The organism is Sulfidibacter corallicola, from assembly GCF_017498545.1.
GTDB lineage: Bacteria > Acidobacteriota > Holophagae > Acanthopleuribacterales > Acanthopleuribacteraceae > Sulfidibacter > Sulfidibacter corallicola.
In genome coordinates this window covers 6,827,484-6,845,430 of sequence record NZ_CP071793.1, presented here as the reverse complement: position 1 = coordinate 6,845,430, position 17,947 = coordinate 6,827,484, and the positions used below count along the sequence as shown (strand labels likewise).

Below are 17,947 nucleotides of genomic sequence, written 5' to 3'. Positions count from 1 at the left end.
GAAAGAAAAGGTTCAGCGCTGCTTGCTCTGCAGGCTGCGAATCTCGTCCTTGAGTTGGGTGTTGTAGTTCTCGGCCATTTTGAACAGGTAATCGGCGACGGCGGTCTTGCCGTCCTTCATGGCGGCGAGCCCGGCATAGTAATGGATGTCGCGCTTGCGGTATCCCGCATTCAAGAGGCGCTGGAACAACTCCAGCGCTTCCTTGAATTTGCCGTGATGCAACTCGCTGCGACCGTGGAAGAACAGGAACTCCTGGTTTTTCGAGAACTCGCGGTAGCCGTCCTCGATCAGGGGTTCGGCCTTTTTCCAGTTCTCCACGGACAGGTAGTAGTCGATGAGACGAATGCGGTCGATGGGTTTGGCCTCCCCATCGGCCACACTCCTTTCCAAGGCTACGATATGGCGCGGGGTGGGGCCACCCAGTTTGGCCGACCCCTTTCCCTTCGCCAGGTTCTTGCGGATTTCGGCATCCACGTTACGCAATTTGGGAAACTCGCTGCGACTCAGATCGGAAAGAATCTGGCGCGCTTCCTCGTACTTCTCCGTTTCGAAGAGGCTCAACCCATAGAAGTAGAGCGTCCGCCGCGTGAGATCGCGGCGACCCTTGAGCACGTCCAGGTTGCGCTTGTGGCGTTCGAGGAGGTAGTTGTACTCGGCAAAAATCTCGGCGTAGCGCGGCGAATCCGCCTCGATCCGTCCCAACTTGCGCAGCTCGCGGCGCGCCTTGCGGGTTTCCTTGACTTCGAGGTACATGCGCGCAAGCACGAACCGGGCATCGACATCCTCCGGTTTGGCGCGAACCAGCGCTTCCTGTTCGACCAGGGGATCGGGTTCGGCCTTCTCGGCAGTTTTCTCGCTTTTGGACGCTTCGGCCTTGTCGGAAGTGGATTTGCGGTCCCGAGCGGCACGCTCTTCGCGCTTGGTCTTGCGGCTCTCTTCTTCGCGTTTGCGCTGGGCCTTCGCCTCGGCGGCCTTGGCTTCCTCGGCCCGCTCCCGAGCGAGTCGTGCTTCCCGTTCCTCGAGGCGTTTCTTCCGATCCGCCTCCGCCTTCTTGGCCTCGCGCTCCTTGGCCAGTTCCATCCGCTCGCGCGCTTTCTTCAACTTCTCCAGCTCTTCCTCGAGGCGAGCCTGGATCGCTTCCGTTTCGCTGAACCGCGGCCGTCCCGCAACCTTTTTGTAGAAATCGCCCGCTTCGCTGTACTTGTCGGCATCGACGGCGGCGTTGCCGTAGAACTCGTTCACCAACGAGTTTTCCGGATCCAAATCGAAAAGCCGTTTGGCGAAGGACTCGGCCTGACGGCCGCGATCGTGTTCTTCGGCGAAGAACAGGGCCTCCTGGAGAATGGCGACCGACTTGGGATGCGCCTCCAGGGCCCGCTCGAACCAGCGACGGTTGACCGAAGCACGACCCTCGCGCTTTTTCGGGAGCAGCGCCAGCCAGCCCTTTTCGACCTTGGGATGGTCGCTCACATAGGCTTCCAGCTCGCTCACTTCCTTGGGAATCGGGGGCGGGGGCGCCTTCTTGCGGCCGGACACGATGAGGAATCGCTCCCAGACCGGCGCGGGTGTGCGTTCGGGTTTGTTGAAGACGGCGCCTACCTGGCTCTTGGCCTTGGCGAGGAACTTGATGAGCTTGGCGCTATCCTCCAGCGAAGCCTGGACGATGGCCAGGCGCACGTAGATATCGCCGAGGTAGTCGGTGTGATCCAGCAGACCGAAAGCGGCGATCTCCAGAAACTCGCTGGCGCGATCCCAATCCTCGAGCTGCATGGCCTCTTTTCCCTCTTCGTAGGTCTGCACGTAGAACGGATGTTGGGCCATCGACGGCAGGCACAAGCAGGTCAAGGTCATCAGGACGATGACACGCTTGATCACGGAGTGGGGCGAAAGGCGTCCGAAAAGACATTTCATGGGGCGATTCCCTCGTTTCTCGACTCAATAGACAACCCAAAGCCGTGTAGGGTCGACCTGGTCGAACAATAAATACGGATCTAAAGGTGTTGATCAGCAATCATACCAAAAGACGAGAACCTGCTGGCGGCCAAGTTCGCAAAGATTTGGCAAAGTGAAGGGGGTGTCGTGGATCGCGATCTCGGGGCGCTCACCGTCACTCGGTCCTGATTTTCCGCGGTCGACCCCGGCGCCCGGTGCCGCGGCGTGCCTTGCGCGCATCGCGAGCCCGCTTTTCCACCACGAACCGCTTCGCGAGCCGAATCAGATCGGCCCCGAGCCAAGTGGCGTAGAGTTCACCGTTGATCGATTGGTAGGTGGGCGAAATGCGTCGGCTGAGAACCAGGCGCACATTGGCTGAAGTACGCGCGACACGCTTGGCCAGGCGCGGCGCGGTATACCAACGATCCGGATTGAGGTGCTCCAGCTCGGCAAACCAGTTGGGTGCGGGTCTTCCCAAAAGGAACTCCTTGCGGCATTGAACCTCGCCCCCGACCCGCCCAGCGAAGAGGCACGACCCGGACGAGGCCCCACGAACGAAGGGTATCGAGTGCAATGGCTGCGGAAAACATCCCTATCTTACCGTTTCGGAGTACGATCGGCTAGAAGTCGGCCAAAAAGAGCGGTGTTGCATGCCAACCCGAGGTGAGTTCGAAGTTTAACCACCGAGTCGCCGCCCAGGCCGGGGCCTGCGTTTCAAGTGGGTAACCAATCGAAGCGAATCGCTGGGGAGTTCCCGCATTCACGCGAGGGGCGTCGTGCCAGGTAGGTTGGCCCGCTGGGCCGACATTCATTGACGAACTCCCCGGACATCCGCCCTTTTAGGTTTTTAGCTTTATCTTCAAGCTTTACAGAGTTCGTTACATAAGAGCAGCGAACCAGCGGGAATACCCAGCTCGATTTCGAGAAAAAAACAGCACACCTGGTTTCTCGCGAAGGGCCATGGATCGTTCATCCGAAAAATTTAGCAGGAACCCATGAACATCGGAAACCAGGAAAGGATCCGCATTTGGTGTCACATCATGGTCCTGCTTTTCCTGGTTTCCATCATTCTTGCCTTCCTGATCAAGATTTGGCGAAGGCAAGACCCAGCTCAGGAATGCACCACTTTGTTTGAAGAGAGATCACAGAGTGGCTGAGGAGTCTAAATCTCCCTAAACAAGGAAGAGACATTCGATTGGTTTCTCGGAACAAGACAATTTCGTCCACGAATCACTCGAATGGACACGAATCAACGCATTTCCACGAAAATCCGAAGTCACCGCCGCTCGGGATGGAAAACGGCCTTTCGGCGTTGCGTCCAGCTACGGGCCTGGGTACTCGGCCATGACCTCGCCGTCGTCGGCATCGCGAATCGTGAGCTGCCCTTCGGGAATTTGGTCGAGGCGCTCCCGCACCTTCTTGTCGAAGGCCTGACGGGCGACCGGCGGCATGGCCTCCATCGGGAAGTTCCGCAACGAGAGCACGGCGCCCTGATCACCTGCCTCGAAGCCCACCATTTTGGGCCCGACGATCGGGTGCGCGGCAAAGAAGATGCGCAGGGATCCGTAGGGGTCGGATTCGGCGACCTGTGGCGTGGCATCGGCGCCGTCGGGAAGGCGCGCCAGATCGGGATCGGGCGCCAACGTCTTGCCTACGCGGCGCTCGATGGCCTCCGCGGCCGCACGCGCCTGTTCGGAGAGGGTCAATTCCCCCATTTCCTTGTAGACCAGGGAGAGGTTGAATTGGGCGTGGTAGATGTCGGGAAACAGTTCCAAGGCCTTGCGGTACTGGCCGGCGGCGCGCTCGAATGCGCCCATCGCGAAATACTGGGTACCGAGGTCGGTGATGACATTGGCGTCGTTGGGGATCTGCTGCAGGTAGCGCTCGTAGAACAACACCGAATGTTGGTGATCGCCCAACTGAAAGTAAATGTTCCCCAGCAGGCGTAGGCTGTAGGGATGGCTGGGAAAGCGCTGAAGAAGTCGCTCCAGGGTGCCGGCGGCCTGGGAAAGGTAGGCGGCCTGATGCACGCTGCTCTCGATCTGATACTCGGCGAGGTCCATGAGCGCGGCGGGCTCACCCGACTCGGCTCTGGCCCTCAATTGGGTCATGCGCGGGTTGTCGGTCGGCGCGGCCGCGTGGTTATGGTGGGCGTGATCGTCTTGCTGGACCAAGATCACGCGATCGATCAGCAAGTATCCGAACAGGCTGCCGAGCAAAATGAAGGCGGCCATGATGCCCACGGCCGAGAGGTCCATTCGCGAGGCCACGAACGGTTGTCCGCAACTGTAGCAGTACTTCGCACCCTCGAGGCGATCGGCCCCGCAGTGGCTGCATACCTCGCGATCGTGCTGGGTTTTCGTCGTTTCGGCGGGATGGTGTTCGGTTGCTGACTGACTCTCTTGATCCATGCGCTTTTTGCACCGTTCCTCTAGTTTTTCGGCGCCCGTGCGCCGATTCCGCCCGGCAAGGCTCCGCGGGCGGCGCGACACGTCGGCCAAATGGGCACGACGGGGTAAAATAACACGTTGGAGCCGATTTGCGGTTGGTTATCCCCGGGAAGTCGGTGCGAAGGCGCGAGGTCCTGGCTGAAATCGGGTTTTTAGACCCGAAGCGGTCATGGACGGCGATTCGATGATAGACCGGATGTGGTCGCCAATGTCATGATAAGATTCACGATCCAAACTCACTGAATCCCTGAATCAAATCCATTTGGAACCCGAACGAAGTCCCCGCGAAAAGTGAACGATCGTTCGGGGCCTCCGGGCGGCGGCACCTGCCCGTCTCGCCCTCCGGTCGCTCCGGAACGCCGCGATTCCCGTGGGGATGTGCGTTCGGTTCCACCAGGCCACGAAAGTAACGGATCCCTCGGATAGGCTCTCTCACGGAGGTAGGACCCGACCCCCGGCGATTGCGCCGCATCGCGAAGGCACACACCGATTCGATCACGGCCATCGTCCCACCGCACGAGATCCGATCCAGGACCGCGTTTCCCACCGGAAAGGTTTCCGCATCATGACGTTTACCCCCGAAAAAATCGCCTTCCTGGCCATTTTGGTCGGCGCGCTGTACTGCTACTTCTCGCAACGGATCCCGATCATTCTGACGGCGCTCCTGAGTATCGTGGCCCTGTCGTTGTCGGGCGTATTGGAAATCGACGAGGCCCTTGCCGGTTTCGCCAGCACGGCCACCGTGGCCATCGGCGCCATGTTCGTGCTCAGCGCGGGATTGATGCGCACCGGTGCCTTCGATCCCCTGGCCCGCCGCATCGGGCTCTGGTCCAAGGGAAGCTGGTTACGACTGATCCTCTTGATGGCCGGCGTCGTCACCATCACCAGTGCCTTCATGAACAACACGCCCGTCGTGATCATGATGATTCCGGTGCTGCTGACCATCACGCGCGAACACAACATGGCGCCGTCCAAGGTCATGATTCCGCTCAGTTATTTTTCGGTGTTCGGCGGGATCTGCACCCTGATCGGCACCAGCACCAACTTGCTGATCGACGAGATCTATCACGAGTACACCCAGACCCATCTGGGCATGTTCGATTTCGCGCCCGTGGGTTTGATCTTCCTCGTCATCGGCACGATCTATCTGTTGCTCTTCGGTCGCTGGCTGCTGCCGCACCGGGAGTCGTTGAGCGCCATGCTGCCGCAAACCCAGCGCTCGCGCTACGTCACGGAAATGATCGTGCCGCAGACCTCCAACCTGATCGGGCAGACCGTCGGTGAGGCGTTTTCCTCCTCCAGCCCGTTTCGATTGCTCCAACTTCGCCGCCACGACGAGATCCACTTCTACGCCGATGTCCACGACAAGCCGATTCAGGCCAACGACGCCCTGATCGTCGAAGGCACCACCGACAGCCTGTCGGAGCTGTTGAGCACCAAAGTGCTGGAATGGGGCAAGGTCCTGATGGACCGGGAGAGCGTGCCCATCCGCAACCTTCAGCTTCTGCTGGTCGAGATCGTGGTTCGTCCGAACTCGTCCTTCGTGGGCAACCGCATTTCCAACCTGGCCCTGCACAGCCGATTCAGCGTCAAGGTCGTGGCCATCCAGCGCGGCGGCCGCAATCACCTCTGGGATCTCAGCGAAGTTCGCATCAAAGCCGGCGACGTGTTGCTGGTCCAGGGCGAGTCCCACGGCATCGAGGCGCTGCGCTCGAACAACGAGGTCCTGATCATCGACGAAGTCTCGGCCGCGCGACGGCTCAAAAAGGCGAAGCTTTCGCTGGCCATCCTGAGCGGTGTGGTCCTCCTGGCCCTGTTCACACGGGTTCCCCTGGTCATCTGGGCCCTGCTGGGTTCGGCCCTGATCATCCTGCGCGGCTGTCTTCGCCTGGAAGAGGCCATCAAAGCCCTCGACTTCAACGTGTTGTTCCTGCTGATCGGCACCATCCCCCTGGGCACGGCGATGGTCAAGGTGGGCATCGTCGACGACCTGACCCAACTCCTGATCGCCTTGGCCGGCCCGGAAAACCCCCTGTTGCTGCTGGCCGCCCTCTACCTGATCACCAACGTGCTGACCCACCTCGTGTCCAATACCGCGGTGGCGGCCCTGATGGCGCCGCTGGCGATCGGCATGGCCGAACAATTGGGCTGGCAAAGCAAACCGTTCATCATGGCGGTCGCCTTCGCGGCAAGCACCGCGCTGGCCACCCCCATCGGCTACCAGACCAACGTCCTGGTGATGGGGCCGGGCGGGAACCGCTCCGGCGATTTTCTGCGCATCGGCATGCCGCTCTCGATCATTCTGTGGCTGGTCGCCTGTGTCGCGATACCGATGGTCTACGGCCTGGGTCAATAGCAGCCAGGCGAGCGCCGCTCAGGCCAGGGCGCTGGCGTAGCTCGAATCGAGCACGAAGAGACAGGATCCCTGGGTCGCCCGCACCAGGTTCTCCATCGCCTGCTTGTCGACCTTGTCGGAGAGGCCCATGATGTTGAGATCGGCACGGGGCGCCTCGATCAGGAAGTCCGAGAAGTTGCCGGCCTTGGCCAGAACCTCGATGTCACCCGGCATGCGCGCGTACTCGAGCAAGTTGCGAATGAACCGATCGGCCATTTCCACGTGGCCGGGGTCCTTGACCACCGTCAACATCCGCGCCTTGGCCTGCCAGTTCACCTTGAGTTGGTAGCTCATCAACACCGCGTAGTCCAGGTTGGAGAGCTTGAGCCCCAAATGCCAGTCGGGCGACTGGTCGCGCACCCAGAGGTTCACCGTTCGCTCGCGGCCCAGGCCCGATTCCGGGTGAAAGGCCAGGAACATGACGCCCATTTCGTTCTCGCGCGCCAAATCGACGATGCGCTGCAGCTCTTCTTCGGTGCGGTTCTCGATGGAAGTGAAAATGGTGTTGGGCTTGAAGAAGGCGCCGCGCGTCACGGAAATGCAGGCACAGAGACTGCCCAGGAAATCGTTCGAGTCGATCACCGCACAGGTGGAGAACAGGTCCTCGTTCTGGAAGTCGTTGACCAGCGAACGCAATTCGGTTTCCTGGGATTCACGGTAGCGGGTCTGATCGCCCAGGATTCCGAGCACCTGAATCGAGCCGCGCGGCTTGGTCAAGGCATAGATGATCCGGTAATACCCCTCCAACTGGGTGCTCCGCTGCACGGGGACCAGCAGGTCGGGCTTCCAGGAGCGGCGATAGGAAGCGCGGGTGTGAAAGACTTTCTTGGCGGCCCAGTTGGCGATGCTGGCAAAAATCCCGGAGTGGACCGTCTCCCAGGGGGTTTCCAACTGTTTGTGGTCGAGATAGGCGTAGATGCCGACGGCGAAGGCGATCGCCACCAGTCCGGTCAAGGGACTGATCAGCATAATGGCGACCAAACAGGCGGTGGCGCCGAAAATGGGCACGAAGGAGGGGATCGAGAAGGTCGGCCGAAAGCTCAGCATTTTCAGGCGCTGCTCGATGAAGAGCACCAAATTGATGGTGAAGTAGATCACCAGGAAGAACATGGTCAGAATCGAGGCGAGCGTGTTCAGATCACCGGCCAGCAGGCATACGAAAGCGAGCCCGGCGGTGAGCAGGGTGGCGTTACGCGGTTCGTTCTTATGGAGCTTTTCGAAGGTCTGGTGAAAGGGCACGATGCGATAACTGCTGAGCGCTTGCAGCACCTGGGGCGCGGCCACCAGGGAGCTCAAGGTCGCCGAGAAGCAGGAAGAAATGATGCCGATGAGCACGATGCGCCCGTCGAAGGCGGCTTCCACCGCGAAGATGGTCTGGGTGTCGCGAAGCTGTTCGGGCGTTCCCAGCAGCGCGTACCAGACGGCGAGGCCCAGGTAGACGGACCCGGACAGGAACCAGGCGGCGAGGGTACCGCGCGGGATGCTCTTGCGTGGGTTTTTCAAGGTTCCCGAGAGACTGGAGCCCACCAGGATGCCCGTCGACGCGGGGAAAAACACGGCGAACAGCACGCTGAAGCCACCCTCGGGGAAATCGCCGATCAGGATGGGATTGGGATTCACGGGATGGACCTTGAGACCCATGATCATCGAGGCCAAGGCCGCGACCACGCCGACCATGACGACGACCTGAACCCGGAAGGCCAGCTTGGTGCTGGTCACCGACAAACCGAAACACACGGCGAAGATCGCCAGGGTCACCAGGATCTGCGGATGGTTGGGGAACATGTACATCCAGGTTTCCACGATGCCCTGCATGTACAGGGCGGCGCTGAGCCCCTGGGCCAAGTACAAGGGAACGCCGACCGCACCGCCGACCTCCAAACCGAGACTTTGGCTGATGATCGAAAAGACGCCGCCCGAGCCGACGCGCATGTTGGTCGTGATGGAGGAAATGGAGAGTGCCGTGGCACCGGTGATCACGTAGCAGGCGATGATCACCATGGCGGCGCCGAGCAGTCCGGCGTTACCGACCACCCAGCCTTCGCGCAAGTACATCATCACACCGAGAATGGTGAGAATGGTCGGTCGGAAGACGCCGCTGAAGGTGCCGAACTTGTGACCCGAAGGATCGGGGTCCATCATGATGTTGGTCTGCGTTCCCCGGCCATCGGTTTTGGGGGCCTCGTGCTGCGGTTGGGCCTCGTCGCCTCTCTGCATTGCGCCGGTCGTCGAATTCATGGCCTGCCACTCCCACGAGAGTTAGGGTGCGATGGCCTATTGTGACATGGGGCGAGTCTGGCGTGAACCGTCAAACCACATCTTTTATCAAGGATTTAAAGAAGGAAATCGGAAGCTTTTCAGGAATCAGACAGGACGGATCTCGAAACGGGCGCCGCGCTGTCGATCATCGCAAACCAGCCGGATTTCCAATTCGAACTCGCGTTCCAGGTTTTGGAATAACAGCTTGCGATGTTTCTCGAGGTAATGGAACAGGTCTGGGGCCGCAACCACCTCCAGCGCTTCGCCGCGCAGCGTTTCTCCGTCGCGCAGAAGGTGACCTTGCACGTCGAGGGCGGCACTCTCGGGCTTCGGCGACCAACCGCTACCGCCACAGGTGGGACAGGGCCGCATCAGGGTTCGAGTCAGGTCCGCATGGCGCCGTTCCCGGGCCAGCACCACGATGCCGAATCGATCGATGGTCGCGATATCGATTTTTCCGTCGGTGCGGTCGATTTCGGCGCGAATCGCCTTGGAGACCGCATTGCGGTCGGAACTCGATTTCATACTGATCAAATCGAGCGCGATCAGGCCCGCCAACTGCCGCAACCGAATTTGATGGAACCCTTCGCGAACCGCCTCCAGGTTGGTGCGCAACGGCCCGCTCTGACCCCCGCGAGCCTTGGTGTTCTTGCCGCTGTTGACATCGATGGTGACCATCGCCTCGGTCTGGTGGATTTCCAGAAAACCACCCGACTTGAGCCACACCCGCGGCGAGGTGGCCTCGCTGATTTGCGAGGTGATTTTGTAGACGTCGAAAAGAGGAATGGCATCGAGGTGCAGTTGGACGCGGGAAACCCAGCTCGGTGCACGCTCGGCCAGGCGGGCGCGCACCTCCTCGAAAAACGCCTGATCGTCGCAGTAGATGGCCCGGGGAGCGTCGCTATGTCCTTCCTGCAACAGGGTTTCGAGGAAAAAGGGGCGCCACAGGCGGCGGTTGACGCCTTCCAGGTCGGTGCCGCGCAATCGCTTCAGGTTCTCGATCAATTGGCCGGCCTCGCGGGCGACGAGCTCGGGTTCGCGATCGGAGGCCGCCGAGCGAACGCGCAGCCCCACCCCGTCGGCGTCCCCGAACAGAGGGTCCAAGGCCTGGCGGACCGCATCTCGATCCCCGGAAAAATGGCCACTGAACCGAAGCCCCTGTTGGCCCTCGGAAAGTTCGACCCAAAAGCCGCCCAACTTCAGTCTGGCGCTGACCTGGACCTGCTTGCCGCCCACTGGCGGTCGCGTCACCTGAACCGCCAGGACCCGACCCGGCTTGACGACGTCCTGAACCCGGGTTCGCGGGTCGGGCAGCCAGCCGTGGGGCAGGTGGCGGCCGTTCAGGAAGGCGGGTTCCTTTTGGCCGATATCCACGAAAAGCGCCTGAATCGACGGCAGGACGGAGGTCACGCGACCGAGATGGACATCCCCGGTCCTCGGCCCATCGTCATCGCCGAAAAGCAGATAACGCTCGAGGCGGCCGTCCACCGCGACCGCCACCCGGGTCGTTCCCGGCAGCCGATTGAGAAACACCGAACGAGCCACCCTTCCCTCCAGGCACCGAATCACCGAATTCTCAGGCCTTGTCGGCACGTCCGGCCAAACGTTGAACGATCGTCCATTCGTCGGGCCGCACCGGCTGAACCGAGAGACGGCTGCCCTTTTGGGTCAGCACCATCTTCTCCAAGCCGGGAGTCTGCTTCAGGTCCGCCAACGGCAGGACTTTGGGAAAATGGTCCACGTATTCGATATCGACCACGAACCAGCGGGGATTGTCTGCCGGCGATTTGGGGTCGTAGTATTTTTCGTCGGCGTTGAACTGGGTGGGATCGGGATAGGGCTCGGACGCCACGCGGGCCTCGCCCACGATGCCGATGGGCTGGGTGCGGCTGTGATAGATCAGCACGCCGTCACCGACTTTCATCTCGTCGCGAATGAAATTGCGCGCCTGGTAGTTGCGCACGCCGTCCCAGTGTTCGCGGCCCGCGGCCTTCAGATCGTCGAGAGAAAAAACCTCGGGTTCCGTTTTCAAGAGCCAATAATTCATCTTGGGTCCACTCCCTTGTCGTTCGGCGTTTTCTCGAGAGATACGAGGCGCACCGCAACCCTTGGAGATTGCCGAGGCCGCGGGCGCCACCCACGATACCTCCGTCGATCTCCCCGAAGGTCAAAAACCGGAGGGCTTGTGGCTTCCCTTTTTCTTGCTCGCGAGCCCCTTCTTTGCCAACCCGCTGTTGGCTTTGGCCGCCAACCGGTCACGACGCTTGCCATCGAAAAAACGCTCTTCCATGATTCGCTCGATCAAGCGGCGAGTATATACCGGAACGCGCGGGTCACGCAAAACCTGCTTGAAATCGTACTCGGTCATGCCCTTGGTGAGCCCCATCAAAGCGCCGCGCGGCGTTTTGGCGTTGCGCAGGAGGCTGAGCTTGATGTCCTTGAAATGGTTCCAGCGGGGGTGGCTGGCCAACACGCCGAGGATCTGGGCCGGGATCTCGCCGTAATTGGCGAGGAACATGGCGTCGTCGTGGGTGAAATAATGATTTTGGAGCAGAGCACGCATCACCTTGGGATCGGGGTCCATGCGTAGGTGTCGAACCAGGGCGCGGGGCGCCTGTTTGGCCAAGGCGATCTTCTGGCCCAGCGCCAATTTGGGCAGGACTTCCATGACCTGCTTTTCGATGCGGAACTTGACCGCACCCGAAAGGTAGGGCAACCGCAAAGACTGCATCAAATCGACCCACCGCAGGCGCGGCACGAGGTTCATCGCCACGCCCTGGGGCGCGAAGCGGCAGCGCACGATGGCCCGGCAGATATGGTAATCGCGGCGCAGGATGCGATGGCGGTAGATGTCTTGAACCGCTTCGGAGGAAATGGCCCGGGACCGCTGCAGGAACAACACGACCCACTTTTCGGTGAAGGCCTCGTGCTCGCGAATGAGATCCCAATCCGGGTAGTCGACCTCGAGCAGGTATTTGAGAAGCACGTCTTCACTGGCGGCGAGCAGGACCTGACGTGCCTCGGGGCTGAGCCGCCTGGCCTGGCGACGGGCCTTGATGCGGTCCAGCGCACTCAGGTCGGAAAAATCCGGCGGCAGGCCCCCACCGGACCCCGGAGCCGCGGGCCCCTCGAGAGGGCCTTCCTTCGGGTCGGTACTTTTCAGCACCTCGAGAAGCAATTCGGGCGTGATCGGTCCGTCGACCGAGTCTGGGGTCGCTCGATCGTCTCTGTTCTTTTCGGGATCCCGTTCTGTCATGACGTCGTTCTGATGGAGGTCGTTGCGGTCCCTATGCGCCGAATACAGCCCGAATCAGTTGACCGTACCGCTTTGTTCCGTGGAACGGTCTTTGGTGAGAATCTTCTGGATCTGCAGCGACGACAAAGAGGAACCATCGATGTTCTTGCCGTAGATCTTATAACGATTTTCGTTCAAAAAGACGTCGTAATCAAACTCGCGACCCAGCGGATCGACGATCTCGGAGGCCCGGACGAAGTTCTGTCGGACCAGCAGTCCCAGCGATGCCGGCAGCTCGCCGCGCTGGATGAAATAGAGGTCAATCCCTTGGGCTACCTTCCTCAAACGATTCAAACTGATGGATTCGTAGTGGTTGACCTGGAAGGTGTTCAAGCCTGGTACGGAGAAATATTGGTTGAGCGGATTCCAGCTCACAAAAAAGCTGAATGTAGCCAGGATCACAAGAAAACTGACCGGAATCCAAAGGGGTATTTGGCGCTCCTCTTCGATGACTCGATAATCGCCATCCACATCGTCGCTGGTGACCCGCTGAACGTAGCCGATGCCCATCAGGTCGTACAAGGCGCGGCAGGTCTCGAATTCGTTCAGGCCGCTGCGATCGATGACGTCCTGAACCACGGTGGGTCCGTCCACGAGCTTGAGCACCAATTCCTGCTGGTGATCCAACTGTTCGATTTCCTCGCGTCCGTGCTCGGTATCGCCCCCGTCGGACATCACGCCTTCCAGCAAGGAATCGAAACTCTCCCCCAGACCGGAATCCAGGGTGAAGTTGTTCTCGATCTGGAGTTTGACCTTTTTGCCACGCGGCGTGCGTTCCACCAGGATGTCGAAATCGGGAATCACGCGCTCGATCATCGGCCATTCGTCGAGCATCCGCACGCCTTCCATCAGGATCGATTCGGAGCTGATCGGCGTGAAGTTCTCCTGGTCGTAATCGACGTAGCGTTCGGGGCGGAAATGGTACTCGCCGTCGGTCCAACGGAAGAGGCGGTAGATGATCTGCGTGACCTGGGTCTGAAGCGAATCGCGTAGGTCTTCGGGCTTGATGAAGCTCTTGGAGATGAGCACTTGGCCGAGGCGTTGGAGGGTTTTGGCCTGAATCGCCAAAGCCTGTTCCAACTCGGCCTGGGAGATGCGGTTGGATTTGACGAGAACCCGGCCCAAGCGGTTTTCCAATTTCTGGTTGTTGGTATCGGCACCCACGACCAGGCCGTTCATGAACAGAATGCGGGCCTCTTCCTTGTCGTTGCGCAAGGTGAGCACCCCGGTTTTTTTCTGGAGACCGATCAATTGGAAGATGTCGGCGAGCCCAAAATCGCTTAGCGTACCCTCGAGCGCCATCTCAGTCCTCCTGCCAAATCGGCCGTAACCCGAAAATCACCCAATAAACCGCGGCCAAAGCCACGAAGATCCAGGTGACGACCAGGGGACCGTCGATATATCGCATGAAGGGATGGGCAATGCGATCCATGGGTAAGGCGATCATGACCAGCAGGAAGGCCCAAACGGAAACGATGATGAATCCACTCCAGGGATTCCCGTGCAAGATGTTTTTGGAACCGGGCAGGATGATCTGAAAGGTGGTGTCCAAAATGGATTTGCGCTTGGTAAAGGCCTTGACCTCGTCGTGCTTGCGCAATTTGGCGTCGCTGGGCAGGTCTTCCTTCTTGATGTAGAGGCTGACGCACTGGCTGCACCATTCGCTGTTGGGCGAATCGCTCTGGTAATAGACCATGCCGCACTTCTCGCAATTCTTGGCGAGCAGGCGGAAGTTGCGCGCCCGGGTATGGACCCAACTGGCGATCAGGAACAGCAAACCGAGGGCGGCCGGCAGAAATACGATCGGGCGCTTCATCTGTTCGGCCAGGGAACCGCGATCCGAACCCAGAATGGCACTCATCAGCCGCAGGCCCGGTGTGCCGCCGGCGTCGACCACGGTGTCGCTGCCGGATCCGAATTGATCGACGGAGTCGCCCAGGCTTCGATCCAACCGACGTGCCTGGGTACGGTGCTCGCCGGCCTCGTTGTGGTTCCCCATCTGGGCGTGGACCACGCTGAGATTGTAGTGGGCCAAGGCCATGTCGGGTCGGCGGTCCAAGACTCGCTTGTAGACCTCGATGGCCTGCTGGAATTCCTTGATTTCGTAGTGGATGTTGCCGAGATTGATTTGCGCCGAAGGCCACAGATCGCTGGACGCGTCGACCTGGCGATAGGCGTCCATGGCGGACGCCAACTCACCGCGCGTCTTTTGCAGTTTGGCCAGGGTGAATTTATTCTGGTTTTCCAAAAAGGCGGGGCTGTTCTGCTTCTTCAAAAACGCGATGTCCTGCTCGATATGGCCCCGGAAGAATTGGGTCAGGTGCACCTGCAGCAAGCGATCCACGCGCGCTTCGTTGAGGTTGGTCAGAAAGTAGCCGCAGCAGGAGATCAGGATCCACAGCAACAGCGCCACCGACGAGGTGGCCTTTTCACGGGGATCGAAAAAGGGGAAAAAGAGAACCAGATACAGGCCGGCTGCCAGGAAAAAGTTCAAACCGAGCAGGAGTGGCAGGAAGAGCAGCAAAAAGCCGATCAGCTTTCCGATGAAGGGTTTCATTCCCCGATGCTCCATGGCCCCCTGCGTGGTGAAGACGAACGGCCGCATGTAGCGCACGCAGAGTATCAATACGAAGGCGCTGAAGGCGACCATGAACACCAGGTAGAGATTTCCCATGAACCAAATGAAGGCATCGATCAAAAAGTAGGCGTTGGCCGGATTGAAGGCCTCGCCGATGCCTTTCTTGTTGAGCTCCACGTAGAGCCGCGTATCCTGATCCTTGACTTGCTTGATCTTGGCCAGCCCCATGTAGCCGGGCCACAAATAGGGATTCAGCTTGATCGCGTTGAGGAATTCGATCCGCGCCTCTTCGTACTTTTCGGCGTCGAGCTCCTTGAGCCCTTCGAAGAGGAACAGATAGCTGGCCGTTTCGAAAATTTCACCGGATGCGTTGGTCTGCAAATCGCGAAAAGTTTGGAAAACGCGATCCCGTGCCTCTTCGTCACCCCGGGACTTCGCCTGACGATAGGAAGCCCAAAGGGTGGAGAGCATGACCTGGAATTCACCGTCCTCGGGATTTTGTCCGTGAACCGAAGGACCTGCCAGGCAGACAAAACCCAGACAGCATATACAGAAGAACCGGACCACCGGGAAACCCACTCCAGTCATCGAATTCGTCATCCTCGAATTTTCCAACTATTGAACTCCTGGAATACTAGCACAGTAGGAAACAAGATGGAAACCGCAAGACCGCCGCGGTTCCCAATTGGACGACCCCGTCCACTCCCGATGTAGTGCAATGCTCCTATCATATCGTATTTCCAAGGCTGTAGGGATGAAAGAGGGCCGGTAGGAGGGCCGGCTGGAGGGCCTGTCGGAGGGCCGGTAGGAGGGCCTGTCGAAGGGTCGACAGAATGACCGATCGAAGAGCCCAAAGCGGGGCCGATCCAAGGCGGCGGGACGACCCGCCCGAAAGGGACGAGAAGACCGAACCCCCCAGGCCTCGACCGATGCCATCCCGGCGTCCTCGATTTCCGGTCGAAACCAAGTCGAGTCCCGGATGCGGACGATGCTCGGCCCGGTTCGATCCCATCCGAACAACGCGTTTCACCACCTTCGACGACGGCGGCAAACTCAACCCGATTTCTGGAAATCCTTGATGATCTGGTCCACGTTGACCACCTCGACATCCGAGGACAAGGCGTCGCGTTCGAAAATGCGGTCCTGGGTGGCCTTGTGTTCCTCGGTCAGCACCAACTCGTCGTCGGTCTCCGTCTCAATGTTGAAAATGCCCAACAAACGGTACAAGCCGGCCTGCATTTCCTTGAGCAAGCCGATGACCTTGCTGACCTTCTGACGCGTAATGTCTTGGAATTGTAGAAGGTTCATGATGTCAAAGGAGTAGTTCATCAGGTTTTCGGCCTGGATGTTGGCGTCTTCGATGGCGGCCATGACCTCTTCCGATTTGGAGAGGTGTTTGCGGGACTGTTCCCCCATCAACGCGACGAAGTCCAGCGCTTCCTGCAGCACGGCCTCGCGATCTTCGCCACTGCCCAGATGTTCGAGAAACTGGTCGACGCCGTGCTTGGCTTCCTTGTCCATCTCCAGGCGTTGGGCCGCGAGCTGCTTGAGGGTCTGCAGACTGTTGGTCTGAAGCTCGGAACCCTCGATCATCTCGTCGAGCTTTTCCAAGACCTGCTGGGTCGCCGATTCGGTTTCCTTGGTGATCTGGTCCAGGTGCGAAGCCAACTCGGGGACCTTGCCGGTCTCCTGGTGCACGGTTTTGTCGAGCTGCTGTAAATTGTCCAGGGTCTGGTTGATGGCATTCACCAGGCGACCCACTTCCCCCTTGGCCTCGAGGTCCACATGGCTGCTCATCTGGCCGCTGAGCATCTGCTCGGCCACGACCGCCACCTGCTTCAGTTGATCGAGCTGCTTGATGTCGTCTTGAAGACGTTCCAAGGATTCCAAGATGCCCTCGAACGTTTTGCCGACCTCGTTGGTAAAGAGTTCGATCTTTCCCAAAAGGGCGCGAGGATCGGGGTGATTGCCCGTTCCCAATTTGTTTTCCCGATCACGATGACCCGGGTCTTTTTGATCGCGCTGCTCCATTAAAATCCTCCCTGGCCCTGCTTCGTGTATCGAACCTCTCTCGAATTACTTGAAGAAAAAGGAACGGCACAGAGCCGCGTCAATTGGGATAGAGAATGGGTTTCACAAGAACACGATCCCCAGGGCTCACCTCGAACTGCGCCATAATGTTCTTGGGCATGAACACCTTACGCTCGTCATTATTGGCTTTGGTCGACATTTCCACTTGGCCGAACGTCATTTTTTGGGTGCGAATTTCCGCATATTTGCATTCGCCATAAATAACCGATTCTTTCGACCACTCGTCGACGATTCCAGATGGAATCTGCACCTCTGTCTTTTTGCCGAACAGCTTTTTCAGAGGCGCCACTTCCAACAATTTATAGATATCGACGCGCTTTAAATGACCTTTTTTTTCGAGTTCGTACACCACATAGACGACCTCGAAGTCCGATGCGCCGGATTTGCCGATGACTTCCTTCAAGTCGGTCTGGCCATCCAGCATGCTCAACAGTTTGATTTCGAATTCGGAAAACGATTTACGTTGACTGGGAATTCGCACGTCCACCAATGGCAGGAAGACGATGTTATCGTGGCTGATACTGGACCGAATTCGCTTGATGGTATCTTTGCGGCGCGCGGCTTCGAGAACCAAATCGTTGATCGAACGAGAGATCAACTTGTCGGAACTGTGTTCGGCTATTTCAAAATGAAAATGGCCCTCACTCTGACCCAGCAAAACATAAGCTGCATTGTCACCGGTGAGACCATCTACTTCCGCGTTGATAACCGAGCCATCACGATAAAAAAGAACGCCCTTGACGGCGTCACTTTCGATGTGCAAGAGGCCGGTAGAACGATTGATATTCAAAAGCTGAGCGATATCCTGAATATCGACGCTCTGTAGGCTTCCCTCAATCGCCATACAACATCCTAGCTTGAGCTTTGCCCTAAATTAACTTAAGCCCCACGGCTTGTCAACTGGATTAAATCAGGCCCAACCCTAGAAATAAGGGGCACTTGCCGCA

Annotated in this window: 12 protein-coding genes; 1 reads left to right on the top strand and 11 read right to left on the bottom strand. The window is 59.1% G+C overall.

Features of this window, described 5'->3' with window-relative positions; all coding sequences use genetic code 11:
- Positions 1-12: 12 nt before the first annotated feature.
- From J3U87_RS21285 to J3U87_RS21275, 3 genes are all read right to left on the bottom strand, one after another.
- Positions 13-1,911, bottom strand: coding sequence for a tetratricopeptide repeat protein (locus J3U87_RS21285; RefSeq protein ID WP_237377794.1), 1,899 nt, complete (start codon positions 1,909-1,911; stop codon positions 13-15).
- Positions 1,912-2,107: 196 nt separating this feature from the next.
- Complete coding sequence (locus J3U87_RS21280) at positions 2,108-2,410, bottom strand: hypothetical protein (protein ID WP_237377793.1); 303 nt, start codon at positions 2,408-2,410, stop codon at positions 2,108-2,110.
- Positions 2,411-3,254: 844 nt separating this feature from the next.
- Positions 3,255-4,343 (bottom strand): tetratricopeptide repeat protein, encoded by a 1,089-nt coding sequence (locus J3U87_RS21275; protein ID WP_237377792.1) that lies wholly within the window; start codon positions 4,341-4,343, stop codon positions 3,255-3,257.
- 604 nt (positions 4,344-4,947) lie between these two features.
- Here J3U87_RS21275 and J3U87_RS21270 point away from each other — a divergent pair.
- Positions 4,948-6,738, top strand: coding sequence for an SLC13 family permease (locus J3U87_RS21270; RefSeq protein ID WP_237377791.1), 1,791 nt, complete (start codon positions 4,948-4,950; stop codon positions 6,736-6,738).
- Between the two features lie 18 nt (positions 6,739-6,756).
- Here J3U87_RS21270 and J3U87_RS21265 read toward each other — a convergent pair whose 3' ends face one another.
- The 8 genes from J3U87_RS21265 to J3U87_RS21230 form a co-directional block, all read right to left on the bottom strand.
- On the bottom strand, positions 6,757-9,015 hold the full coding sequence (locus J3U87_RS21265) for an amino acid permease (RefSeq protein WP_237377790.1): 2,259 nt from the start codon (positions 9,013-9,015) through the stop codon (positions 6,757-6,759).
- Positions 9,016-9,141: 126 nt separating this feature from the next.
- Positions 9,142-10,581: a ribonuclease E/G gene (locus J3U87_RS21260; protein ID WP_237377789.1), complete on the bottom strand. Its 1,440-nt coding sequence runs from the start codon at positions 10,579-10,581 to the stop codon at positions 9,142-9,144.
- Between the two features lie 31 nt (positions 10,582-10,612).
- Positions 10,613-11,083: an EVE domain-containing protein gene (locus J3U87_RS21255; protein WP_237377788.1), complete on the bottom strand. Its 471-nt coding sequence runs from the start codon at positions 11,081-11,083 to the stop codon at positions 10,613-10,615.
- A gap of 120 nt (positions 11,084-11,203) precedes the next feature.
- Positions 11,204-12,292 carry a hypothetical protein gene (locus J3U87_RS21250; protein WP_237377787.1) on the bottom strand — a complete coding sequence of 363 codons (1,089 nt, stop codon included), beginning with the start codon at positions 12,290-12,292 and terminating at the stop codon, positions 11,204-11,206.
- A 54-nt stretch (positions 12,293-12,346) separates the two neighbouring features.
- Positions 12,347-13,633 carry a DUF4388 domain-containing protein gene (locus tag J3U87_RS21245; protein ID WP_237377786.1) on the bottom strand — a complete coding sequence of 429 codons (1,287 nt, stop codon included), beginning with the start codon at positions 13,631-13,633 and terminating at the stop codon, positions 12,347-12,349.
- Position 13,634: 1 nt separating this feature from the next.
- Positions 13,635-15,497, bottom strand: coding sequence for a tetratricopeptide repeat protein (locus J3U87_RS21240; RefSeq protein WP_237377785.1), 1,863 nt, complete (start codon positions 15,495-15,497; stop codon positions 13,635-13,637).
- Between the two features lie 465 nt (positions 15,498-15,962).
- Complete coding sequence (locus J3U87_RS21235) at positions 15,963-16,940, bottom strand: HAMP domain-containing protein (protein WP_237377784.1); 978 nt, start codon at positions 16,938-16,940, stop codon at positions 15,963-15,965.
- Between the two features lie 79 nt (positions 16,941-17,019).
- Positions 17,020-17,844 carry a DUF4388 domain-containing protein gene (locus J3U87_RS21230; protein WP_237377783.1) on the bottom strand — a complete coding sequence of 275 codons (825 nt, stop codon included), beginning with the start codon at positions 17,842-17,844 and terminating at the stop codon, positions 17,020-17,022.
- Between the last annotated feature and the right edge of the window lie 103 nt (positions 17,845-17,947).